The 23,365-nt window shown below is 62.8% G+C and carries 24 protein-coding genes; 15 read left to right on the top strand and 9 right to left on the bottom strand.

All coding sequences use genetic code 11. The features are described from left to right. The 5 genes from ACIP9X_RS21410 to ACIP9X_RS21430 form a co-directional block, all read left to right on the top strand. A partial coding sequence (locus ACIP9X_RS21410) for an aldehyde dehydrogenase family protein (RefSeq protein WP_400481764.1) occupies positions 1–681 on the top strand: 681 nt, incomplete at its 5' end. A 173-nt stretch (positions 682–854) separates the two neighbouring features. After that, complete coding sequence (locus ACIP9X_RS21415) at positions 855–2,018, top strand: MFS transporter (RefSeq protein ID WP_400481765.1); 1,164 nt, start codon at positions 855–857, stop codon at positions 2,016–2,018. A gap of 581 nt (positions 2,019–2,599) precedes the next feature. Then, the gene (locus ACIP9X_RS21420; protein WP_400481766.1) at positions 2,600–4,066 is read left to right on the top strand and encodes a purine-cytosine permease family protein; all 1,467 of its coding nucleotides are present in this window, start codon (positions 2,600–2,602) and stop codon (positions 4,064–4,066) included. Next, positions 4,063–4,959 carry an arginase family protein gene (locus ACIP9X_RS21425; protein ID WP_400481767.1) on the top strand — a complete coding sequence of 299 codons (897 nt, stop codon included), beginning with the start codon at positions 4,063–4,065 and terminating at the stop codon, positions 4,957–4,959. The genes ACIP9X_RS21420 and ACIP9X_RS21425 overlap by 4 nt, the downstream gene beginning before the upstream one ends. A gap of 9 nt (positions 4,960–4,968) precedes the next feature. After that, a complete protein-coding gene (locus ACIP9X_RS21430) occupies positions 4,969–5,304 on the top strand; it encodes an EthD family reductase (protein ID WP_400481768.1) in 336 nt (111 codons plus the stop codon). Positions 5,305–5,365: 61 nt separating this feature from the next. On the opposite strand, the gene ACIP9X_RS21435 is transcribed toward ACIP9X_RS21430, so the two are convergent. From ACIP9X_RS21435 to ACIP9X_RS21475, 9 genes are all read right to left on the bottom strand, one after another. Beyond that, a complete protein-coding gene (locus ACIP9X_RS21435) occupies positions 5,366–6,322 on the bottom strand; it encodes a helix-turn-helix domain-containing protein (protein ID WP_400481769.1) in 957 nt (318 codons plus the stop codon). A gap of 125 nt (positions 6,323–6,447) precedes the next feature. Then, on the bottom strand, positions 6,448–7,098 hold the full coding sequence (locus ACIP9X_RS21440) for an NAD(P)-dependent oxidoreductase (protein WP_400481770.1): 651 nt from the start codon (positions 7,096–7,098) through the stop codon (positions 6,448–6,450). 15 nt (positions 7,099–7,113) lie between these two features. Beyond that, on the bottom strand, positions 7,114–7,569 hold the full coding sequence (locus ACIP9X_RS21445; RefSeq protein ID WP_400481771.1) for a VOC family protein: 456 nt from the start codon (positions 7,567–7,569) through the stop codon (positions 7,114–7,116). Between the two features lie 42 nt (positions 7,570–7,611). Continuing rightward, positions 7,612–8,382 (bottom strand): SDR family NAD(P)-dependent oxidoreductase, encoded by a 771-nt coding sequence (locus ACIP9X_RS21450; protein ID WP_400481772.1) that lies wholly within the window; start codon positions 8,380–8,382, stop codon positions 7,612–7,614. Between the two features lie 13 nt (positions 8,383–8,395). Then, entirely contained in the window at positions 8,396–8,902 is a 507-nt protein-coding gene (locus tag ACIP9X_RS21455) for a nuclear transport factor 2 family protein (protein ID WP_400481773.1), read from the bottom strand. Between the two features lie 51 nt (positions 8,903–8,953). Continuing rightward, a complete protein-coding gene (locus ACIP9X_RS21460; RefSeq protein WP_400481774.1) occupies positions 8,954–9,709 on the bottom strand; it encodes an SDR family NAD(P)-dependent oxidoreductase in 756 nt (251 codons plus the stop codon). A gap of 104 nt (positions 9,710–9,813) precedes the next feature. After that, positions 9,814–10,929 carry a sugar ABC transporter substrate-binding protein gene (locus tag ACIP9X_RS21465; protein WP_400481775.1) on the bottom strand — a complete coding sequence of 372 codons (1,116 nt, stop codon included), beginning with the start codon at positions 10,927–10,929 and terminating at the stop codon, positions 9,814–9,816. A 46-nt stretch (positions 10,930–10,975) separates the two neighbouring features. Continuing rightward, positions 10,976–12,049, bottom strand: a complete 1,074-nt coding sequence (locus ACIP9X_RS21470; RefSeq protein ID WP_400481776.1) for an ABC transporter permease — start codon at positions 12,047–12,049, stop codon at positions 10,976–10,978. Further along, positions 12,046–13,611: a sugar ABC transporter ATP-binding protein gene (locus tag ACIP9X_RS21475; RefSeq protein WP_400481777.1), complete on the bottom strand. Its 1,566-nt coding sequence runs from the start codon at positions 13,609–13,611 to the stop codon at positions 12,046–12,048. The genes ACIP9X_RS21470 and ACIP9X_RS21475 overlap by 4 nt, the downstream gene beginning before the upstream one ends. Before the next feature lie 274 nt (positions 13,612–13,885). Here ACIP9X_RS21475 and ACIP9X_RS21480 point away from each other — a divergent pair, with 274 nt between their 5' ends. The 10 genes from ACIP9X_RS21480 to ACIP9X_RS21525 all read left to right on the top strand — a co-directional run. Next, positions 13,886–14,992, top strand: a complete 1,107-nt coding sequence (locus tag ACIP9X_RS21480) for an NADH:flavin oxidoreductase/NADH oxidase (RefSeq protein WP_400481778.1) — start codon at positions 13,886–13,888, stop codon at positions 14,990–14,992. 44 nt (positions 14,993–15,036) lie between these two features. After that, on the top strand, positions 15,037–15,477 hold the full coding sequence (locus ACIP9X_RS21485; protein WP_400481779.1) for a nuclear transport factor 2 family protein: 441 nt from the start codon (positions 15,037–15,039) through the stop codon (positions 15,475–15,477). A gap of 38 nt (positions 15,478–15,515) precedes the next feature. Beyond that, positions 15,516–16,235: a GntR family transcriptional regulator gene (locus ACIP9X_RS21490; RefSeq protein WP_400481780.1), complete on the top strand. Its 720-nt coding sequence runs from the start codon at positions 15,516–15,518 to the stop codon at positions 16,233–16,235. Positions 16,236–16,471: 236 nt separating this feature from the next. Beyond that, a complete protein-coding gene (locus ACIP9X_RS21495; protein ID WP_400481781.1) occupies positions 16,472–16,927 on the top strand; it encodes a nuclear transport factor 2 family protein in 456 nt (151 codons plus the stop codon). 96 nt (positions 16,928–17,023) lie between these two features. Beyond that, a complete protein-coding gene (locus ACIP9X_RS21500) occupies positions 17,024–18,076 on the top strand; it encodes a tRNA-dihydrouridine synthase (RefSeq protein ID WP_400481782.1) in 1,053 nt (350 codons plus the stop codon). A 107-nt stretch (positions 18,077–18,183) separates the two neighbouring features. Next, positions 18,184–19,644 (top strand): fumarylacetoacetate hydrolase family protein, encoded by a 1,461-nt coding sequence (locus tag ACIP9X_RS21505; RefSeq protein ID WP_400481783.1) that lies wholly within the window; start codon positions 18,184–18,186, stop codon positions 19,642–19,644. Next, the gene (locus tag ACIP9X_RS21510) at positions 19,637–20,314 is read left to right on the top strand and encodes a GntR family transcriptional regulator (RefSeq protein WP_400481784.1); all 678 of its coding nucleotides are present in this window, start codon (positions 19,637–19,639) and stop codon (positions 20,312–20,314) included. Before ACIP9X_RS21505 ends, ACIP9X_RS21510 begins: the two co-directional genes overlap by 8 nt. Positions 20,315–20,342: 28 nt before the next feature. After that, the gene (gene hpaE / locus ACIP9X_RS21515) at positions 20,343–21,884 is read left to right on the top strand and encodes a 5-carboxymethyl-2-hydroxymuconate semialdehyde dehydrogenase (protein ID WP_400481785.1); all 1,542 of its coding nucleotides are present in this window, start codon (positions 20,343–20,345) and stop codon (positions 21,882–21,884) included. A gap of 33 nt (positions 21,885–21,917) precedes the next feature. Further along, positions 21,918–22,994, top strand: a complete 1,077-nt coding sequence (gene hpaD, locus ACIP9X_RS21520) for a 3,4-dihydroxyphenylacetate 2,3-dioxygenase (RefSeq protein WP_400481786.1) — start codon at positions 21,918–21,920, stop codon at positions 22,992–22,994. 93 nt (positions 22,995–23,087) lie between these two features. Then, positions 23,088–23,365 (top strand): 2-keto-4-pentenoate hydratase (locus ACIP9X_RS21525; protein WP_400481787.1); only part of this gene is annotated, 278 nt, incomplete at its 3' end.

The raw sequence follows: 23,365 nt of genomic DNA on the forward strand, positions 1-23,365 counted from the left end.
CCGTTCATCGTGTTCGAGGACGCCGACCTGGATGCCGCCGTTGAAGGGGCCATGGCCGCCAAAATGCGGAACATGGGCGAAGCCTGCACCGCCGCCAACCGCTTCCTCGTCCACGAAACCGTCGCACAGGACTTTACCCGTAAGTTCGCCGCCGCCATGGCCGCCCTGACCACAGGCCGCGGCACCGAACCCGCCACCCAGGTCGGACCCCTCATCGACGCCGGCGCCCGCGACGACGTCCACTCCCTGGTGGCCGCCGCGGTCGACGCCGGAGCCACCGCCATCACCGGCGGCGCACCCGTGGACGGGCCCGGCTACTTCTACCAGCCCACGGTCCTGGCCGACGTGCCTAACGACGCCGAGATCCTCCGCCAGGAAATCTTCGGACCCGTCGCCCCGGTCACCACCTTCACCACCGAGCAGGACGCGATCCGCCTGGCCAACGCATCCGAATACGGCCTCGCGTCCTACCTCTACAGCCGCGACTTCAACCGGCTCCTCCGTGTGGCCGAACAAATCGAATTCGGCATGGTCGGATTCAACGCCGGCGTCATCTCCAACGCCGCAGCCCCCTTCGGCGGCGTCAAGCAATCCGGACTCGGTCGTGAAGGCGGCACCGAAGGCATCGCCGAATACACCACCACCCAATACCTCGGCATCGCAGACCCTTACGCCAACTAGCAGGGAGGCATGGCCCGCAGACCGATAGCCTCCAGCGACGGCGGGATTACCGCGTGATCGGCTAAACCTCACGCGCCGGTCTTCCATTGCCGTTCGATTGGTGTGCGTTGGCTGCAACCAGGGCGCCCAGGCTGTTTAACCCCGTGCCACCAGACAGTAGATGAAAACCACCTATGAACATTGCCGTTGTCGCTGTCTGCGTATTCATTCTGTCAAACATGCCATCCCCGCTGTTTGCAATGTGGGAGCTCGAGATGGGCTTTGACGCGAGGACAACCACGTTGCTGTTCTCCGCCTACCAAGGCGGAGTCGTCGTCGGACTGTTGGGATTGAGTCGCTACATCGACAGGACCGGGTGGAGAAGGACGCTAACCAGCGCCACCGCGGTCGGCGCACTCGCCGCCCTGCTCTTCGCCCTGGCCTCGGGCCCGGTCATACTGGCCATCGCGAGGTTCATTACCGGTATATCCATCGCAGTGCTGCTCTCGTGTGGAGCGGTGGCGATTGCGCGACTACGTAAGGCCGAAGGACACCTGGACGGACCAATGGTCGCTGGCTTTTCCTTCTCGGCGGGGCTCGCCCTGGGGCCGGTCTTGGGCGGCAGTGCTGGAACATTATTTCCCGCGCACTATCGTGCCGTTTTTGCTGCCGAGGCTGTCGCCCTGTTAATTGCGAGTTTTGTCGTCATGCGGTCCAGCCCACTGGCGAGACTCGACTGCGCCGCTTCAATGGCCGGTATGACCGAGTCAAACGACCATGGGCCGCGGCAACCGTGCCAGCCGGCGATCCGCACCGCAACCTTGGTACTGGTGTCCACCGGAATCACGTGTGCCATATTCATGGGTCTGGGTTCGACGTATCTGAAGCAGCAGCTGGGCGATGTCGATTCGATGGTCGCCGGCGCGCTGATAGCTATTATTTTTGGAGGTGCAGCATCAGCCCAATTGCTGGCAAAGATCCTCGGTACTCTGGGGCTGGCTGTGAGCGGTCCGTTGATGGGACTTCTGTCCTTGGCACTGCTGGCGTACGGCGTTCTCAGTGTTGATGTTTCAGCGCTCTTTGCTGCGGCTGCAACGAGTGGCGCGTCTCAGGGACTGGGACAAGTCGCCGCCCTCACAATAGTGCGAGATCACGCATCAGCCGCCGAGCAGCGGGCTGTTCTCGGCAGGCTCAACGCCTGGGGGTACAGCATCTCGGGGAGCGCCGTAATCCTTATCGGCATGCTGGTGGCTCCTCTTGGACTTAGCGCGGCAATTGTGTCTGTCGCAGCAGCGGTTGGTACTGCCTCGGCCGCAGTGCTCATCCTGACATGGCTCGCACGAAGAACCATACGATAGCTCGAAGGAACGCTTGCACCGTGTGTATCCGCGTTCCCTTGAACTCGAGACGGTGGTTTCTCCTCTATCAAACAATCGTCAAGCAGCTTCCTGGCCTAGGAGGCCCCGAGCGCGTGCCCGGCCCAATAACCGTCCACACCTGGGCCAAATCGCGTCGGGTGTCCAAGGACCAGGAGGTGTTCGATCGCAGCTTTTTGCGCGCGAGGCGGGTACGACGACGGGGACCCGGCGACGTGGGAAAGCAGGGAGGAGAGTGACTTCGACGAACAGCGCGGCACCATCTCGCAGCCGTGGAAGCGAGTCGCACGGATGTTCCCTTCGATACAGCTGCCCCGGCACTTCGATTCGGACATGGTCTTTCGGAAGCCTGCGGAGAAACGACCTAGCCCACGAAATGCTGAGGACTCCCCCGCAACTTGCCGTTAACACCACGTCTCTCCCTGCTGGCATTTGGGCTGACGGGGCCTCCTGCACGGAATGCCGGTAAACGGCTGCAGATATCGCCGAGGGAGTAGAGCCCAGGAGCCGTAGCGTCTCATTACCCCATCCATGCATACTGCTTTGAGCACTCTGGAGAATCCATGAAGCAACGCGACAGCATTGTCGAAGCACGGTCGTTTGACCACGTCCCGGAATCGGAGCGTCACGGCACGGTCCGGACCCAGATTCAGTTCTGGTTCATGGTCAATGCCACCCTTATCACCCTCTTCACAGGAGCCGTCGGGCCAGCAATGGGGCTGGGTCTTTCCTGGACCCTGCTCGCCATCATCCTGGGCAGTGTCTTCGGCACCCTGTTCCAGGCATTCCACGGGGCCCAGGGACCCCACATGGGCCTGCCTCAGATGATTCAGTCCCGGGTCCAGTTCGGCTCCCGTGGCGCCGTGCTTCCCCTGGCAGCAGCCACCGTGGTCCAATTCGGCTTCGCTATCTTTTTCATCCAGACCGCCTCTTCTTCCCTGGCCGCGATAACGGTCGACCAGGTCGGCCTTTATGACGTGCTTATTGGAGCAGTTGCGGTCGTCCTCGCGATCGTCGGCTACAAGCTCCTGCTGCGTGTCGAGAAGTTCGCTTCGTACATCACGCTGGCCAACCTCATCATCCTGACGCTCGCCGCCGTTGTGGTGCTGCCGATCGGCACGATGCTCAATAACAGCGCCTTTGAACCAGTGGCGTTCCTCGCTCAGTTCGGGGCCGCTGCGACATATCAGATCGCCATCGCCCCGATCGTCTCGGACTACACCCGGTATCTGCCATCGAGGACGAAGGGCCGGGCGGTGTCCGCTGCGGTCTTCGGAGGCACACTCGTTTCGGCCGTGTGGCTCGAGTCGCTAGGTGCCGCACTGGCCATCGCCATGCCCGAGTCAGACGTCATCACCGCCGTTCACGACATGGGTGACAGCTTCGGCTTTGGCATCGGGAGTGTAACGATGGCTGTGGCGGTCGTCGCCTGCCTCATCACCTGCTCGCTCTCGTTCTACAGCGGCAGCGTCTCTTTTCTGAGCGCGCTAGAGGCCTTCCGGAGCATGAAGTCCACGGGGAAGGTGCGGTCCGTTACCATCGCCATTGGCGGTGTCATTGTCATCGCGGCCACCCTCCTGCTCCCCGCGGACTTCCTCGGGGCCTTCACCGCCTTCCTGAGCATCCTCGGGTACTTTCTGATCCCATGGACGGCGGTGAATCTCACGGATTACTACATTGTCCGGCGCGGGCGCTACTCCATCACGGACATCCTCAAGCCCGATGGCGGGATCTACGGCCGCTGGGGTGTCCCCGGCATGATCAGCTACGCCCTTGGATTCATCGCCATGGTCCCGTTCTTCAGCACCGCCATCTACGCCGGACCAGTCGCGACTGCACTGGGCGGGGCGGACATCGCGTTCGCCGTGGGCCTGGGAATATCTTCCTGCACCTACCTGCTGCTCACCCGTCGTCGTGACTTCTCCGGAGAATTCGACGCCGTCCGTGCCGCTCCGCTCAACACACTCGGTGAGCCGCAGCGGTCGGCTCCAGCATCAACCGATTCAATGGAAGGAAATGTACCCGTATGAACACCGATCTCACCGCAAGTCCGAGCAGTTTGCGCTTGCTCTGGCCGCAGTGGCAGGGAGCCGCGCCGGACGTCGTCGGAACCCTCGCGCCTGAGCTGCCGCTCCCCCTCGCCCAGACTGGCTACTCACTCGGCACCAGGATCCTGGACCTGCTCGTCCCCGGGTCAGCCGACCAGCGAACGGAAGTAGTGCCTGTCGGCGACTACTCCTCCACCCTTGGCACTGACCGCGGCGTCTACGCCCGCGAGGCTGTTATCGATCAGCTCCAAGCGGCCCTGCATATCCTCCAGGAGGCCGACCCGGACAAGGTCACCACACTGGGAGGGGAATGCTCCGTCAGCGTCGCGCCGTTTAGCCACCTCGCGGCAAAGTACGGGGACGACCTCGCCGTCGTTTGGCTGGACGCCCACCCCGACTGCACCCTCCCCGAGAGCCACTACAACGGCTACCACGCTATGGCGATTTCTCACTTGATCGGCCACGGTGACCCCGATGTGCTCCAGGCACTTCCTGCAACGATCGACCCGTCCCGGGTAGCACTCGCCGGCCTGCACGCCTGGGCCGAGGACGAGCTTCCGAATGTGCAGGCATGGGGGCTGACGACGTTCTCACCCACAGTTCTCAATCAGGGTACTGAGAGCCTGCTCGGCTGGCTCAAGGCCACCGGTTGCTCGAAGGTCGCCATTCACCTGGACGTGGACGTCATCGACAGCAGTGATGTCGTCCTCGGACTCGGGATGGAGCCCCAGGGCTTGTCGCGTGATTCCGTTGCCGAGACGATAGCTGCCCTTCATGGTGCGGCAGACGTCGTCGCCCTCACGGTGGCCGAGTATCTTCCCCGACAGGTCCTGGCCCTGCAGGACCTGCTGGGCAAGATCGAATTCCCCTCCTAGGAGAGCCAGATGGTTTTTACGCTTGCATTCCTCACCAGGCCCAAGCCCGGGATCACGCTGGAGCAGTTCTACAAGCACTACACCGATATCCACCGCCCGCTGGCAGAAAAGCTGCCGGGGCTAGTTTCGTACCGCCAGACGAAGATCCTCAAGGAGGGCTACCGCGGTGGCGAGGCGATCGATTACGCCGCGTTCTCGGAGTACACCTTCGATAGCGAAGAGGCCGCCGACGCAGCGTACAAGAGTCCGGCGGGCGTGGCCCTCGATGAGGACACTGGCCGTTTCATCGATTGGCCATCGGTCCTGACGATCCCCTTGGCAGAGCTGGGGACTTACCGCCGCTAGCTCCTTCGCCGCCGCCTTTGCCGGTATCGCAAAGGCGGCGGCGATCTCGTCTCTGGAGTGTTCAAGCCGCCGTAACGGCAGGAGCGTCGGCGCGAAACTCTGACGGGACCACGCCGTGGACCCGCTTGAAGGCCCTTGTAAACGTCGTGGCATCGGCATAGCCGACCCGGAGGCCGACATCGAAGATGGGCACTTCGCGATGGTAGGGCGAACGAAGAAGACGCGCCGCTTCCTCCAGACGAACATCCCTGATGTAGGACGCCGGGGTAGTTCCGGCCTGCGAAAAAACCTGGGCGAGCAGGCGTGGAGAGATCCGCAGATGCTCAGCGATGAGCGAGGGTGTCAACGCCGGATCCCGGAATCGCGTCCGCACAAAATCCTGCCCGGACTTCAGCAGCGCCGCGTGCCCCAGCAGTTCACTGTTGCGTGATGAGTCTGCGGCGTAAATGGCGGAGACAAGATCTACGGCGGCCACTGCCAGCGATGTGCCTTCAAGGCTATGCTTGGTCTGGTCTGAACCGAAAGGAATCGGTTCCTCGCGCTCGGCGAACTCCCGAACAATTGTCCTTAGGACTCTGCCCAACGGGCCGTCAGAGGCATGAAATACGCGACCGGCCTCTGGAGCGAGCCTTCCTGCCAGCCCATGGGGGACTTTCAAGACCACTTGCTGGATGGGCTGTGGAAAGTCGAACGCATAGGGGCGGGTTGTGTCGATGATTACCGCGTCCCCAGGACGCAGTTCGGATTGCCGCCCCTTGTGTTCCAGGCGCCCCCGGGCCCCGGCGTCGTGCAGCACGACCATGAGGTCATCCGAGTCATGCCGGCGGATGTCCCGCGCGGATCGGGAGACCCCGAAGGGTCCGGAGGTGAGCAGCCGCAGTGACAGGTGGGCCGAACTCGCCGATGCACGGAGGCCGGCGTCGAATGTTGGTGCGGCCCAGTCGAGGCTGCAAAGTTGGAACTGCTCAACGCATAGCGCTTCCCATGCGTCAGCCGAATTCGCGGTGTAGTCGATCATCTTCGTCTTCCTTAGTCCCTGACGGGGGTGCTGCTATCTGCAGGAGAATGACGAGTGGCCGCTGCGAAGCAATGCCTCGCAGCGGCCTAACGCCTTGTTCGCCCAAGTCTCAGGAATATGCTGGCTTAATATGCGACGGTGAAACGCCGACGGCGGTGCTTAGGCGATTCGATTTCATCCATGACTGCAACTGCATAATCCTCGAATGAGATTGTGCTGTTGCCGGATGCGTCGGTGATCAGGTCATCGTTCGCCGTCCGGTAGGACCCAGTTCTCTGTCCCGGCTGGATCTTGGCTGCCGGGCTGATGTTGGTCCAATCCAAGTCAGCCACTGTGCGGTAGAACTCCAAGGCATCACCATGGGCATGCATGGTCTGTAGTACGGCCTCTGGAATGCCCGGGCGGTCCCAGACCTGCCCCCCGCCCGGGGTCCGCAGGGAGCCGGCACCTCCGACTGTCACCAGCCGCGGCGCTTCCTCCCCGGCGGAACGAAGCCCGGCAACCAGTGAGTGGGCGGCAGGGGCGATTGTGGCCTGGTTCTCCTGCCCTCCGGCCCCGCCGACCGCGCTGACCACGACGTCATGTTCGGACGCTATGGCTTTAACTGAATCCGGGTCAAGGACGTCGCCGGCGACGACCCGCATCCTGGGCTCAGTACCCGTAACTGTGTTTGGATCCCGGACCACGGCGGTGACTTCGTGACCGCGGTTGAGTGCTTCTGACAAAATTCGGGAACCGATTCTTCCGGCGGCTCCATAAACAGCAATTCTTGCCATTCTGTTCCTTCGTGTTCAGGGGATGGCTTCGGCCGTTGCTGGCCATGGTCGTGAATAGATGGAGAATCTATCTTCCTGGAGAAATTCGACCCAAAGACCGTCAGGGTCCTGGATGAAGACCCACTGCGCTTTGCCGTCGGGCAGCGCCCCAATTTCGACTGTCTCATCGGCAAAGCCCTGGCGCTTCAGCTGGGCAAGGGTTGCGTTGATATCGTCGGTGGCGAGAGCAAGATGCTTAAGGCCGATAACGTCAAGGTCATTCCCGAATCCGGGTTTCAGCGATGGCAGGTTCTTATTTTTCTCGTAGGCGAAAAGTTCGAGCGCGTATTCGTCCAGTTGGAGATGGGCGAGTGTTGCCCCGTCGAAATTTGTCCTGTTGACCTCGACAAAGCCCAGTGCGCTGTAGAAGGCGAGGGAAGCGTCGAGGTCGCGGACAGAAATCGCAGTGTGATGGGGTCGGTACTTAATCATGTTGAGGCTCCTTTTTCCTGGCGAGGAAAAACGCGGTGTGTATCACCACATTTGTAGCCCGCCGGTAACTGCCAGGGACGCGCCGGTGATATTTTTGGCCCGGGGCGAGGCGAGGAATGCCACGGCGTTGCCAATATCCTCAGGGTATTGCCCCCGGCCGAGTGGGACGCGGGCTATCTGCCGCTCCCACTGATGAGGGTCCAGAGTTTCCCACATAGGCGTGCGGACTATGCCAGGGCAGACCGCGTTGACGTTAATGTTGTGCTTGGCGAGTTCAAGGGCCGCCGACTGGGTTATCCCGATCACCGAGAACTTTGATGCGTTGTAGGCCGAGTACTCGTCGATGGCATTTTTCCCCGCCATGGACGCTATGTTTACGATCTTTCCGCCAGCTTTTTCCTGGAAGTATTTGCCGGCAGTCTGGCAGGCGAAGAACACCGCCTTTGCGTTGATGTCGTTGACGAGGTCCCAGCTTTTCTCGGTCACCGCAAGGAACGGCATCTGCTGGGCCGTACCCGCGTTGTTGACCAGGATGTCTACAGTCCCGAACACCTGCTCAGCTTCGGCGAAGACCTGCCCCGTGGAGGAAATGTCGAGCACATCCTGCTTCAGCGCCAGCGCTTGGTGGCCGCGCTCCCTGATGGCTTCGGCAGTTTCCTGAGCCCGCGACAGCTCGAGATCCGTTACGACGACGCGGGCTCCTTCGGCCGCCAGCACGTCGGCGATACCCCGGCCAATGCCTTGCCCTGCTCCGGTTATGACGGCGACTTTGCCGTCCAGTTCCTTAGTCAAGCGTTTGGTCCCTTCGCTCACAGAAACTTCCGGTTTAGAAGGGCCGGTCGAGGGCGTCAATGGCCTCGTCGATCTTCCAACGGCTGTCTTCCTTGATCATGCTGAACCGGTAGAGCCCGGTAGTGATCAGCTGAGCCTCCTTTTCGATACCGTAGATTGCCAGGTAGGCGATAACCACCGCTTCATCGTCCGTGAGCCGCTCAACGGTCATGCTGCCAAGAACATGCCGGCGCTGGTCGGACTGGGACTCCATGACTTCCCCGAGCCACTTAATGACACCCGCACGGCCGTTTTCGCTTGTGAGAGGCCCTTCACCGATGCGGTAGGAGAACGTCACCGATTCAGTGAACAGGCTTTCCAGGACATCCAGTCGCCGCTCGTCATACGCAATCGCGTAGCGGGAGGCAGTTTCCAGGACCATGAGACGGTCGGCCAGCGAGGTGAGGTCGGAGGGAACCGGCGGTACGGGCTGCAGGTCGATGGTTCCGGTGGCGTGGGCCCATGCGGGGGTGCAGGTTTCAGGGGTGGTAGCTGCGGTCACGGTAATGCCTTTCAGATAGTTCATTCTGGATTGTTGGTGCACATGGCAGGGTCAGGAGATGGTGCGTCCGCCGTCGACCATGAGTTCCGTACCCGTAATGTAGGACGCTTCGTCGGAGGCAAGGAAGAGGACGGCGTTCGCGACTTCGTGCGGCTGGCCGGCGCGGAGAAGCGGGGTACGGGTGATGTCCGGGTGGTCGTCACCGGCCGCGGCGAGTACTTCCCTGGTCATGGGAGTTTCAATGATCCCCGGGGCTACCGAGTTGACCCGGATGCCGTCGGGAGCGAATTCGACGGCGGCAGTCCTGGTCATGATGAAGACGGCAGCTTTGGCGGCCTGGTAGGCGACGGCGGCGCCGCTGCCGACGTGTGCGTAGGTGGAGGAGAGGTTGACTATGGAGCCGCCCTTGCCGTCTTCCCGCATGAGCGCGCTTCCGTACTTCATGCCCAGCAACACGCTGGTCTGGTTGACGTTGATGACCCGGTCCCACTCGGCACGGTCGATCTTGGTGATGCCGTCCAGCGAGAGGATGCCGGCGTTGTTGATGAGGATGTCGAGGCCGTTGAACTGGGCGCGGATCTGGTTCATGGCTGCAGCCCAGGCAGCGTCGTCGGTGACGTTGAGTTCGATGCCGAGCGCCTCCCCTCCGCTTTGACGGATGCGGTCGACAACGGTGTTGACCCCCTGCTGGTTGATGTCGGCGACGACGACTTTCGCGCCTTCCCGGGCGAAGAGTTCGGCCTCGACGGCGCCCTGCCCGCCTGCTGCGCCGGTGATGAGTGCGACTTTTCCGCTGAGACGTCCCATGGTGTTCTCCTTTGAATCTGCTGGCCGCCGTCTTTCGGCGGCTTGTTCTCTTTGATGGGGTGTGCGGGCGGGGGATTCTCACCCCCGCCCTGGCATGTGTGGGGTTAGCTGGTCTTCCAGAGTTTGAGGTAGGTGCTCTTCCAATCGAGGTCGCCGTCCCACGGAATGGAGCTGACGTTTTTCGCGTCGATGAGTTTCTCCGGGACGTTGACTGTCTTGAGGTTCCCGGGAAGGTTGCCGGCGAACAGCCGGACCATCTGGTCTACTGCGGCGTAGGACTGCCATTCGACGCTGACCGCAATGGTTGCCTTGAACGGCTGGTCACCGGCTTTGACGGCCTGGAGGGCGCCGGCGTCGCCGTTTTGGGAGACGACGGTGATTTTGCCGTTCTGCGGTGAGCGCTTGATCACGGGGCTGAGGGACAGTGCCACGGGGTCATACGCAGTCCAGACAGCATTGGCTCCTGGGTTGGCCTGCAGGGTGGCCTGGAACTCTGCGGGGACCTGGGTCTGTAGGTTCGCAATCTGGAAGTTGATGTCTTTCACGATCTGGCAACCGGAGCAGAGCTCCTTGAGTCCGTCGACAAAGCCTTGGTGCCATTCGACAACAGAGGGGAACTCGGGGTCGTTCACGGAGATGACCTTTCCGGCGCCCTTCGTTGCGACGGTGAGGTAGGCGGCGTTCCAGCGCCCTGCCTTGGTGTGGTCGTAGAGGGTGTGGGCGTCGGCAAAGCTTTCGTCTGCGGGTTCTGACATGTTCACGACCTTGATCCCTCCGCTGCGTGCCTTGGCGATGTCGTCCTTAACGACACTTGGGGGGATGGAGCCGAGGAAGATGCCGTCGGCCTTGAGCTGAACGGCGGTCCGGACGGCTGCGCGCATTTTCTCGGGGTCACCGGCGGGATCGATCATCTGATAGCGCCAGCCGAGAGCTTTGGCGGCTTCGGCAATGGTGTCGACTTCTCGTTTGCAGCCCTCGGCTGCGTACGCGCAGGGGATGCCGACGACGAGCTTATCCTTTGGTGCCGCGACCGGTTCCTTGGGGAAGTCGAAGCTGGTGACCTTGGCCTGGGCTTCGTCCAGGACTTTCTGGGCGGCGGATACATCGTTGTTTCCACCGCCGTTGCTTGCGGTCCCTTGAGGGCTGGCGCAACTGGTCAGTGCCAAGGCGCCTGCGAGGACCGCGGCCCAGACTGCGGCGCGGTGCTTGATTCTGGTCATGGTGATGCCTTTCAGATGGGAGGTAAAGAAAGTAAGAGCAGGCTTGTCAGCTCGTGGCCTTGCGGCGGCGCTTGCCGACGAGAACGGAGGCGGAAACTGCGAGCATGAGGGCGACGCCGTTGAAAATATTCGTCACCCAGGTTTGGGCGCCGAGGAGGGTGAGGCCGTTGCTGCCGACGGCGAGGAGGACGACGCCGATCACGGTTCCCCAGACATTGAAGTAGCCGGGCTTGATCGTTGTCGCGCCCAGGAAGGCGGCAGCGTAGGCCGGGAGGAGGAATTCCGGACCCAGGTTCGGGGCGGCGGTGCCGCCCCGGGAGGCCAGCAGCGCACCGGCCAATGCCGCGAGGACCCCGGCAGCGATGAATGACGAGGCCAGGTACCGATCAACCCGTACACCGCTAAGCCGTGCCGCGTCGCGACCCATACCCGTGGCGCGAAGGTAGCGGCCGTACGGCGTCTTCTCGACCACGTAGAACAACAGGAGGCTGAGCACGATTGCATAGCCGAGGACGACCTGGAGGTCGAAGACCCTGGTGATGGTAAGCGCCCCGAACTCCTCTGAGCCGAGCACGAGGAGGGAGCTGCCGGTAACGAGCAGGTTCAGGCCGGAAAGGATTGTGGCCGAAGCAAGTGTCGCGATGAAGGCGTTCACCCCGACCTTGACGACCAGCACCGCGTTGACGATGCCGACGCCAGCGCCAACCGCCAGGCAAGCTAGGATAACCACGGGCAGGGGTGCCCCGGCGTTCGACAGGGCGATTGCGGTGATTGCGCTGAAGCCGAGGACTGCGCCAAGAGAGAGGTCGAATTCACCGGCTGCCAAGGGAAGGATCGCGGCGAGGGCGAGAATGACCGGGATCGATTGGTCCGTCAGGATGGCCTTGACGTTGTCGGACGTGGGGAAAGTGTCCGGCAGCAGGGCCGAGAAAACAATGATCATCAGGACAAGGAAGATGATGACCCCGTACGAGGTGGCAACGGTGCCGATGTCCGGCCGGTTCCGTCCCGGCTTTGCTGTCTTTGTGGAGGGGCGTTCCTGGGTGCTGCTTGCGGTGGTGCTCATGGCGTCCTTCTGGGAAATCTCGGGGTTTTTGGTGGGAGCCGTCGGGGGATTCATGCCGCCGCCCCATGTTGGGCGCAGAGGAGCGCGAGGTGCTCCTCGCTGATGTCCTCGCCGGTGGCCTCAGCGACGAGGCGGCCGCGGTCAAGTATGAGGACCCGGTCGCACAGGCCGACGAACTCCTCGAAGTCTGTCGATGCCAGAATTACGGCCAATCCATCTGCGGCGAGGCCCCGGACGATGTTGGCGATCTCCTGCTTGGCCAGGGCGTCCACACCCTGTGTGGGTTCATCCAGAAGCAGCGCGGTCCCGCCGAACCCTGCGGCACGGGCGACGACTACTTTCTGCTGGTTCCCTCCTGAGAGGAGCCCGATAAGCCGGGAGGGGTCCGCTGGCTTGACCGAGAACTGCTCGATCAGCCGCAGTGCCCCGTTGCGCTCCTTGCGGCCGTCCAAGGCGCCGTTCCGGGTGAAGGTCTTCAACCGGCCAAGCGTGATGTTCTCCCGGACGGTCATTGGCAGCACTGCTCCTTCGCGGCGCCGTTCCTGAGGCACGCACGACACCCCGGCTGCGATGGCGGTCGCCGGTGAACCCGGCGAATAGCTCTTCCCGGCCAATTCCATGTGCCCTGCGGATGGATTCTGAGCACCGGCCAGAATCCGGATCAGTTCGCTGCGCCCGCAGCCCACGAGCCCGGCGACGCCCAGGATCTCACCGGAGCGGACCTGCAGATCCACCCCCCGCAGCCGCGGTCCGGTGATCCCCTGGGCAGAGAGCACGACATCGCCTTCGCGTTCACTTTGGCGGGGAATTTTCGTTTTCTCCAGTCGTTTTCCCACGACCCGGGCAACGATATCGTCCACACCCATTTGCGCCAGAGGCTCGTCGGCGACGAGCCTTCCGTCGCGGAGGATCACGAGTTGGTCGGCGATGCGCTTGACCTCTTCAGTGCGGTGACTGACGTAAATGACCGTTCCGCCGTTAGCTTTCAGTTCCTCCAGCGAGGTCAGGATCGTGTCGACCTCCTCGACGGGGAGGGAAGCCGTGGGCTCGTCCAGTACGACGATGTTTTTGGCGAATGCCCGTACACCGGATTCTTCTTCGTCCTGGAACGCCCTGGCGAGGCCGACCATAGTCCGCAGGGTGGGGTTCAGTGAGCCGACCAGCGCCCCCGGGTGCACGGAGATGGCGAACTTTTCGAGTGTCGCGGCGACATGCTCGTGCTGGCGGGCCTTGTTGATTGGTCCGAGTTTGCCGGGGGCCCGGAACCGGTCAACAAAGGCGAAGTTGTCCGCGATCGTCAGACTGTCCACCAGTCCGACGTCCTGGTGGAGGAACCGCAGACCCGCTTCGTGGGCAGTGTGCGGCGTCATTGGCAGCGACATCGCGGCCCCACCGATGGTAAGTGCCGCGCCGGGGTCGGGCTGGTAGACGCCGGCGAGGACCTTGATAAGGGTGGACTTGCCTGAGCCATTCATGCCTAGCAAGGCTGTGATTTTTCCACGCTGCACGGTGAAAGAGACTTCATTGAGGGCCCGCTGACCGGAAAAGGTCTTGGACAAATTCTCTATCCGTAGAGCATCTGTACCTGTACGGACGTCAGTGTCCGAAGTGACCATGGGTATGCCTTCCAAGAGGAGGAGAAATAGTTGGTCGGGGCCCCTGATTCGGGCCCGGAAGCTTTGTTCGTCGAGCCCTTCCCTGTGCCCTTCAGTGGGCTCCAGGAGGAGGTCGAAAGCTGCGTTTTCGGGGTTGTGGTTTTGATCATATCTAGTTTATGATCAGATTCACAAGAGCCCGGCAGAAGGTTTTCTCAAACGGGTTCAAAACCCAACAAGGCTCATATGCCCCGCCCGGACGTCGGCCCCAAGCAAGTTACTGGAAGGTTTAGATATGACGACTTCCCCTCTTTTCCAGCCCCTGACCGTACGATCGACGACGATCCGCAATCGCATCTGGGTCTCCCCCATGTGCCAGTACTCCTGTGAGAACCAGGACGGAATCCCCAACGATTGGCACCTGATGCATCTCGGTCAGTTCGCTGCTGGTGGTGCCGGTCTCATCATGGCCGAGGCGACCGGGGTAAACCCCGCAGGCCGCATCTCGAGCGAAGATACGGGCATGTGGAACGACCAGCAGCGTGACGCATGGGCACGCATCGTCCGCTTCTTACACGAGCAGGGCGCAACCGCAGCAATCCAGCTGGCCCATGCCGGCCGGAAAGCCTCCGACTACCGGCTCTTCGACGAACGCTGCGGCACCACAAAGCCTGTCGCAGAAGGCGGATGGAAGACTGTGGCTCCCTCGGCCCTGGCGTTCCCGGGCTTTGATGTGCCCCAAGAGCTGGACCATGCAGGCATCGACGAGGTCGTCCATGACTTCGCAGCAGCGGCACTGAGGAGTGTGCAGGCGGGATTCGACATAATCGAAATCCATGCAGCCCATGGGTACCTCATCCACGAGTTCCTGTCGCCGCTCAGTAACATCCGCACCGATGAATATGGCGGATCCCTCGAAAACCGGGCCCGGCTTCTGCTGCGCATTGTCTCAGCAGTACGGGAAGCCATTGGCGAAAACCATGGACTCTTCGTCCGGTTCTCCGCAACGGACTGGGCAGAAGGCGGATGGGACCAAGAGCAGACCGCCGAGGTCGCCGCCATGGCACGCGACCGGGGAGCGGACGTCTTCGACATCTCGACCGGCGGCCTGATTGACGGCGTTGAAATCCCAGTGGGCGAGGGATACCAGGTTCCCCTCGCGGATCACATCAAATCGGCGTCCGAGGTGCCCACCTCCGCCGTCGGCCTCATCACGACAGCGAAGTATGCCGAGGAAGTGGTCGCCGGCGGACGTGCAGATGCGGTCATGCTCGGCAGGGAACTGCTCCGTGATCCACATTTCGCCCTCAGGGCGGCCCGGGAGCTAAACGTCCACGTCGACTACTGGCCACGCCAGTACAAGGCCGTGCAGTGGAAGGTGCGCGAGACCGCCGACCGCTGAACCCCAGTTCCCACCCCGACATCTCCACAGAAGGGACGACCGACATGACACACAAGACCGTTACCGGCACACTGACTGCCCTTGATCGGCTAGAAATCCAAGAACTGACCACCGGCTACGGGGTTCACCACGACCGCAGAGACTTTGCTTCTCTCCGTGAGTGCTTCACTTCGGATGCGACCTACATCATGCGCATCATGGACGGCCCCACGTATGGCCCCCACGAAGGGCCGGAAGCAATCGTGGGCCAGATCCAGGCGTTCAAAGAATCCCAAAACGACGTCCGGCGCCACCATATCTCCAATATCCAGATCGAACCGCTCGGTGACGATACCGCATCCGTCCTTTCCTATGTTCTCGTCTCGGCCACTGACACCGACGGACTCGCGATCAAAACAGTGGGCACATATGCTGACACTGTCGTCCGAACACCTGAGGGCTGGCGAATTGCCCGCAAGGAACTCCAGTTGGACTCGACGTTTTAACTGCCGAGGAATCCAGGGCAACGGGAAGTAGTGAGTCGATGAAGAAGAATGCCCGCCCGTTGGGCACGAAAACCAGTCAGGCCTATGAATACGTCAAGCGACGCATTCTCGACGGCACGTACTCTCCCGGACACCGACTCGTGCTCGAGAACATCTCCCGCGAAGCAGATATGAGCCAGCTCCCGGTGAGGGAGGCTCTTCGGCGCCTGGAAGCTGAAGGCTACGTCGCCTACAAGCACAATGCCGGTGCGCGGGTTGCCGAACTTGATCCTGCTGCATACGAGAGCACCCAGGCGGTCATCGCTGTTCTTGAGGGGGCCGCAACTGCGGGAGCGGCCCCTTATGTGACCCCCGATGCAATTAGGAAGGCCGAAGAACTCAACCAAGAGATGCGTCGAAGACGCGAACTCTTCGATGCCGAGGGCTTTATGGACCTTAACGCCCAATTCCATGATCTCCTGTGCTCTCCTTGCCCGAATGCACATCTGATGGAGTTGCTGGAAAGCGAACGCAGCCGGATGGCTCTCATCAGGAAGCCAACCCTCGGCATCATCATGCGGCATGCGGCAGAATTCGTGGAAGACCACGACCAACTCCTGGAACTGCTCAAAACAAATCCCCACTCCCCCGACATCCAACTCCTGGCCCAAGCCCACAAGAGACGGATACTCGAGGCCGTTCAAACAGAGGCCGTGGCCTACCACCTTCCACGGACGGAAACAGAGGAGCTGCTGGAAATCGAGGCACGCACTCCTTAATCCGCTGCCGCCCTGTGCAGGCACCCCGGAGAAAAAATAGCCTGGCGCCTTGGCCCCTCCCCTGCCGCTGGCCTGCGCTTCACCTGCCGCAGCCTCACTGGCGAGAAGTCGGGGCGCACCGGATCGCAAATTAACAGATGCTGTCACTGCGGCGCAGCACCTGTCGCCGGGACTTCATCTGTCATCCCCAAAAACCGTGCCCAGCGGGCCGGCATTGATGCAAAGGAGCAACGATCATGACCGCTGAAGAGACTTCTGCCAGAGAAAGTGTTGTCATGGCCGCCGATCGATCGGCCATGCAGGACACCCTTGCCCGCTACGCGTGGGGCTACGACGAAGGAAACTTCGACATGCTGGCGAACACCTTCACCGAGGACGGGACCACCAGCGGCAAGGTCGCGAATTCGGATGCCTCCTGGGGCCCAACAACAGGCAACCAGGCGATCGCCGACATGCTCAAGGCAATCCGCGAACAGCAGACGGACCAGCGCCGCCACACTGTTCACACGTTCCGCTTCGAAAACCAGAGCTCTTCAACCGCCGACCTCTACAGCTACGTGCTCATCACGTCGACGGAAAACGCAGTGACCAAAACCCTGACCGCCGGCTGGTACCGCGCCTCCATGGTCAAGGAAGCCGACGGGCAATGGCGGATGGCGGACCTGACCGCGCTGCTTGATAGCCCCTTCTAGAGACCCGGAGAGAAGTGCGATGTATTCAAGGAACCTTACGGGGCCACCTTCGCGACCAGGCACGCGTGGAACCGTTGACGATGGATTGGTGACCCGGTGACAGCGAACAGCTTGCTCTTTTCCCCGTACCGGCTCAAGGGCATGGACCTGAAGAACCGTATTGTCATGTCCCCGATGCTCATGTACCAGGCCCACGACGACGGTTCTGTCACAGAGCGCCAGGTGCTCCACTACGGTGCCCGGGCACTTGGCGGGGTGGCGTTGATCATGACCGAGGTCGTTGCCGTCCACCCGCTTGGGCGCATCAGTGAGTCCGACATCGGGCTCTGGTCCGATGAACACATAGCCGGCATCCGCCGCATCGTTGAAGCCGTCCACGCCTGTGACGCGAAGATCGGTGTCCAACTGGCGCACGCAGGCCGGAAGGCCAATCTACCTGGCGGCTGCGTCGCACCCTCCCCAATCCCGCACTCGGAAGACTCGCCAACGCCAGCAGAACTGACGACGGCGGAAATACGCCAACTGGTTCAGCACTACGGGGCCGCGGCTGCCCGCGCTGACCAGGCGGGGGTGGACTGCATCCAGATCCACGCGGCCCACGGCTATCTCGTACATGAGTTCCTGGCACCAATGTCCAACGAACGGACGGACGAGTACGGGGGCAGCTTGGAGAACCGGGCAAGGTTTCTCCTCGAGGTCGTGCGCACTGTCCGTGCGGCGCTGCCGCCTGGCAAACCTTTGCTGGTCCGCTTCTCCGGGACAGACCTGGTCGACGGCGGTGTGACTGCCGAGGATGCCGTCCAGCTTGCCAAATGGCTCGAGGCCGCCGGCGCGGACTTCCTTGAGGTGACGACCGGCAACATTACCAAGACCTACACCGGGGAAATCTATCCGGGGTATCAGGCAAAGTTCGTGCAGGATGTTCGCCGCCACTCCGCGCTACCGCTGGGGTCGGTCGGATCCATCCACTCGGCCGATCTCGCAGAGTATCTGCTGCGGGACGGAGGCATCGATCTGGTCTTCATCGGCCGGGCACTGCTGCGCGATCCGTTCTGGCCTATTCACGCGGCATCCGACATGGGTTCGGAGCCACCCCTGCCGATCCCGACCTACGCGCGGGCGAGCGGACCCTACCAACGCGGTTTCTGAGCGCCGACAGCTCTAACCGTATACCCCAGGTGGTTGCGGCTTGACAGCGAAACCGGCACTGGCGAACATATTTCATATACGATTTCATATTTGATGAGGAGAAGGTTTTGGAGCAGGTCAACGACGACACCCTGGCTGCAGCACGCAAGGTGATCGCGGTGCACATCAACTACCCCAGCCGGGCAGCACAGCGCGGCCGGACCCCTGCCCAGCCCTCGTACTTCCTGAAGCCGTCCTCGTCGCTGTCCCTGACCGGCGGCGGCGTCGAACGCCCCGCCGGCTGTGAACTCCTCGGCTTTGAGGGCGAGATCGCCCTGGTCATCGGCAAGCCGGCGCGCCGCGTAGGAATTGACGACGCCTGGAGCCACGTCGCCGCCGTCACCGCCAGCAACGACCTCGGCGTGTACGACCTCCGCTACGCGGACAAGGGCTCCAACCTCCGGTCCAAGGGCGGCGACGGCTTCACCCCGGTAGGCCCGGCACTGATCCCGGCAGACGCCGTCGACCCCGCCAGCCTGCGCATCCGCACCTGGCACAACGGCGAACTCGTCCAGGACGGCACCACGGAGGACCTGCTCTTCCCGTTCGCCCGGCTCGTGGCGGACCTGTCCCAGCTGCTCACCCTCGAAGAGGGCGACATCATCCTGACCGGCACACCCGCCGGCGCGTCCGTCGCCAAACCCGGCGACGTGCTGGAGGTGGAAGTCACCACGGCCGACGACGGGCTGAGCACCGGCCGCCTCACCACCACGGTGGAGGACGGCACCACGGCGTTCGCGGACTTTGGTGCCGGGCCCAGGATTGACGACGTGCAGCGGGAGGAAGCGTACGGTTCCCGCGAGGCTGCCGGGCTGCCCGCCGCAACCAGCGTCCTGGCCCCGGAGCTGAAGGCCAAGCTGGAGTCCGTGGCCACTGCCACCCTGTCCTCTCAGCTGCGCAAGCGGGGACTGAACAACGTCAGCATCGACGGCCTGACCGCCACCCGCCCGGACCGCAAGGTCGTTGGCCTGGCCCGGACCCTGCGCTATGTGCCCAACCGTGAGGACCTCTTCAGAACCCACGGCGGCGGCTTCAATGCCCAGAAACGCGCCATCGACTCCGTCAACCAAGGCGAAATCCTGGTCATGGAGGCCCGCGGCGAGAAGGGCACCGGCACCATCGGCGACATCCTGGCCCTGCGCGCCCAGGTCCGCGGCGCCGCAGCCATCATCACCGACGGCGGCGTCCGGGACTTCTCCGCCGTGGCCGCCATGGAGCTGCCCGCCTACTACTCCAACCCGCACCCGGCCGTGCTCGGACGCCGGCACATCCCCTGGGACACGGACATCACCATCGCCTGCGGCGGCACCACCGTCCAACCCGGCGACATCATCGTGGCCGACGCCGACGGCATCCTGGTCATCCCGCCGGCCATCGCCGAAGAGCTCGCTGACGACTGCATCCAACAGGAAAAAGAAGAAACCTTCATCGCCGAAATGGTCAAGCAGGGCAACAGCGTGGACGGCCTCTACCCGATGAACGCCGAATGGCAGGCCAAATACAAGGAATGGGAAGCAGCCAATGACTGAAACAGCGACTGACCGAGCTGCAGCAGCCTCCCTCGGCAGCAAGTCGGAGCAGGCCTACCAAACCGTCAAGGCGCGGATCGTCGGAGGCACCTACACCCCCGGCTACCGGCTGGTCCTGGGCACCATCGCCAGAGACCTCGGCTTCAGCGTGGTCCCGATCCGGGAAGCCATCCGCCGCCTGGAAGCCGAAGGCCTGGTGAAGTTCGAACGCAACGTCGGCGCCACCGTGGCCGGCATCGACCCCACCGAATACCTCTACACCATGCAGACTCTCAGCATTGTCGAAGGCGCCGCTACTGCCTTGTCCGCGCCGCTCATCGATGCAGTGTCCATTTCCCGGGCCCGCGCCATCAACGAAGAAATGCGCGAGTGCCTGGAGCACTTCGACCCCGTCCGTTTCACTCGGCTCAACCAGGACTTCCACAGCGTCCTGTTCGAGCACTGCCCGAACCCGCACATCCTGGACCTCGTCCACCGGGGCTGGAACCGGTTGGCATCCCTGCGGTCCTCCACCTTCCGCTTTGTTCCCGGCCGCGCCCACGAGTCCGTGGACGAACACGAGGCCCTGCTCCGGCTAATCGAAACCGGAGCGGATCCCGATGCCATCGAAAGAGCAGCACGACTCCACCGCTCCGCCACCCTCGACGCCTACCTCGCCCAATCCAACTAATGCCCGAATTTCAGTTAGGACCCCAACGATGACGACATCCGCAGAAATCACAAAGCACTACATTCCAGAAAATCTGCCCACGCACCTGACGCACTTCATCGACGGCGAGTTCGTTGAATCGGTGTCCGGCAAAAAGTTCGATGTGCTGGATCCGGTGTCCAACGAGAACTACGCCACAGTCGCCTCAGCCCAGCCGGAGGACGTCGACCGCGCTGTCGCCGCCGCCAAGCGCGCCTTCCACGAAGGCCCGTGGTCCAAGATGCTGCCCCGCGAACGCTCGCGCGTGCTGCACAAGATTGCCGACATCGTCGAATCGCGCGACGACGAACTCGCCCTCCTTGAGAGCTTCGACTCCGGCTTGCCCATCACCCAAGCCAAGGGCCAGGCCCGCCGCGCCGCTGAAAACTTCCGCTTCTTCGCGGACCTAATCGTCGCGCAGGAGGACAACGCGTTCAAGGTGCCCGGTCGCCAGATCAACTACGTGAACCGCAAGCCGATCGGCGTCGCTGCGCTCATCACGCCGTGGAACGTCCCTTTCATGCAGGAGTCGTGGAAGCTCGCCCCGGCAATCGCGACCGGCAACACCGTTGTCATGAAGCCGGCCAGCTACACCCCGCTCTCCGCCGTGTTGTGGCCCGAGATCTTCCGCGAGGCAGGCCTGCCCGACGGAGTCTTCAACCTGATCTTCGGATCCGGCGGCGTCGCGGGCGACTACCTCGTAAAGCACCCCGACGCGCCGATCGTCTCCTTCACCGGTGACAGCTCTACCGGTGCCACCATCTCAACCGCAGCCGCCCCTCAGTTCAAGAGCCTCTCCCTCGAACTCGGCGGCAAGAGCCCTGCCGTCGTCTTCGCCGACGCCGACATCGAGGCCGCCCTCGACGCCACTGTCTTCGGTGTGTTCAGCCTGAACGGCGAGCGTTGCACCGCCGGGTCCCGCGTGCTCGTGCAGCGCGGCATCTACGACGACTTCGTGGCCCGCTTCGCCGAGCGTGCGAAAAACATCGTGGTGGGCCTCCCAAGCGATCCCGCCACCGAGGTCGGCTCGCTCGTGCACCCCAACCACTTCGAAAAGGTCATGAGCTACATCGAGATCGGCAAGACGGAAGGCCGGCTTCTGGCCGGCGGCGGTCGTGCCGAGGGCTTCCCCACCGGCAACTACGTTGCACCCACCGTGTTCGCCGACGTCGCCCCCGACGCCCGGATCTTCCAGGAGGAGATCTTCGGTCCCGTCGTGGCGATCACCCCCTTCGACACCGACGAGGAGGCGCTCGAGCTCGCAAACAACACGAAGTACGGCCTCGCTGCCTACGTCTGGACCTCGAACCTGAAGCGCGCCCACAACTTCGCACACGCCATCGAGGCAGGCATGGTGTGGCTGAACTCGAACAACGTCCGCGACCTGCGCACCCCGTTCGGCGGCGTGAAGGCCTCGGGTCTGGGACGCGAGGGTGGGTACCGCTCAGTCGACTTCTACACCACCCAGCAGTCGGTGCAGATCACCCTCAACGAGGCCCACTCGCCAAAGTTCGGCAGCGTCAAAGACGCAGCAGCAACCAGCGACAGCTAACCCTTCCCCCACTTTCGAAGAAGAGAGAATCCCATGACCAGCTTCCTTCCCACCCCCACCGTTCCCGCCCCGGACATCGTCCGCTGCGCCTACATGGAGATCGTGGTCACCGACCTCGCTAAGTCCCGTGAGTTCTACGTGGACGTCCTGGGACTGCACGTCACGGAAGAGGACGAAAACGCGATTTACCTGCGCTCCCTGGAGGAGTTCATCCACCACAACCTGGTGCTGCGCAAGGGCCCCATCGCCGCTGTCGCCGCTTTCGCCTACCGGGTGAAGTCCCCCTCCGAGGTGGATGCTGCCGAGGCCTACTATAAGGAACTTGGCTGCCGCGTTGAGCGCCGCAAGGACGGCTTCACCAAGGGCGTGGGCGATTCCGTCCGCGTCGAGGACCCGCTGGGCTTCCCGTACGAGTTCTTCTACGAAGTGGAGCACGTGGAGCGCCTCACCCAGCGCTACGACCTCTACTCCGCCGGTGAACTGGTCCGGCTGGACCACTTCAACCAGGTCACCCCGGACGTCCCCCGCGGCCGCGCCTACCTCGAGGACCTGGGCTTCCGCGTCTCCGAGGACATCAAGGATTCCGACGGCGTCACCTACGCCGCGTGGATGCACCGCAAGCAGACGGTCCACGACACCGCCCTGACAGGCGGCAATGGCCCGCGCATGCACCACGTCGCGTTCGCCACGCATGAGAAGCACAACATCATCCAGATCTGCGACAAGATGGGCGCCCTGCGCATCAGCGACCGGATCGAACGCGGCCCCGGGCGGCACGGCGTGTCCAACGCGTTCTACCTCTACATCCTGGACCCGGACGATCACCGCATCGAGATCTACACGCAGGACTACTACACCGGCGATCCGGACAACCCCACGGTCACGTGGGACGTGCACGACAACCAGCGCCGCGACTGGTGGGGCAACCCCGTGGTCCCGTCCTGGTACACCGAGGCCTCCCAAGTCTTGGACCTCGACGGCAATCCCCAGCCCGTCATCGAGCGCACTGACGCCTCCGAGATGGCCGTGACCGTTGGTGCCGACGGCTTCTCCTACACCCGCAAAGAAGGCGCGGTAGCTGAAGGCTTCAAGCTCGGCGCCCAGCTCTAAGCCCAAAATCTGGCAGCCGGTTCCGTATCGCAACAGCGGGACCGGCTGCCCTTTACAACTGAACGATTTGTACCACCTTGAGGAGCGCAGAGAGTGCTGGAGCCGAAGACGATTGAGGCCATCGCGGACGAACTGGTGGAGGCCGGGCGTTCCCGGACCCCGGTTCCCCGCCTGACAGCCCGGTACCCGGAGATGACGGTGGAGGATTCCTACGCGGTCCAGCAGCTGTGGCGCCGCCGCAACGAGGACGCCGGCCGGACCCTGGTGGGCCGCAAGATCGGCCTCACGTCCAAGGCCATGCAGGCCGCCACCGGCATCACCGAACCGGACTACGGCGCCATCTTCGATGACATGGTGCTGGAAACCGGCTG

The sequence above is a fragment of the Arthrobacter sp. NPDC093125 genome (assembly GCF_044754225.1).
Taxonomy (GTDB): Bacteria; Actinomycetota; Actinomycetes; order Actinomycetales; family Micrococcaceae; genus Arthrobacter.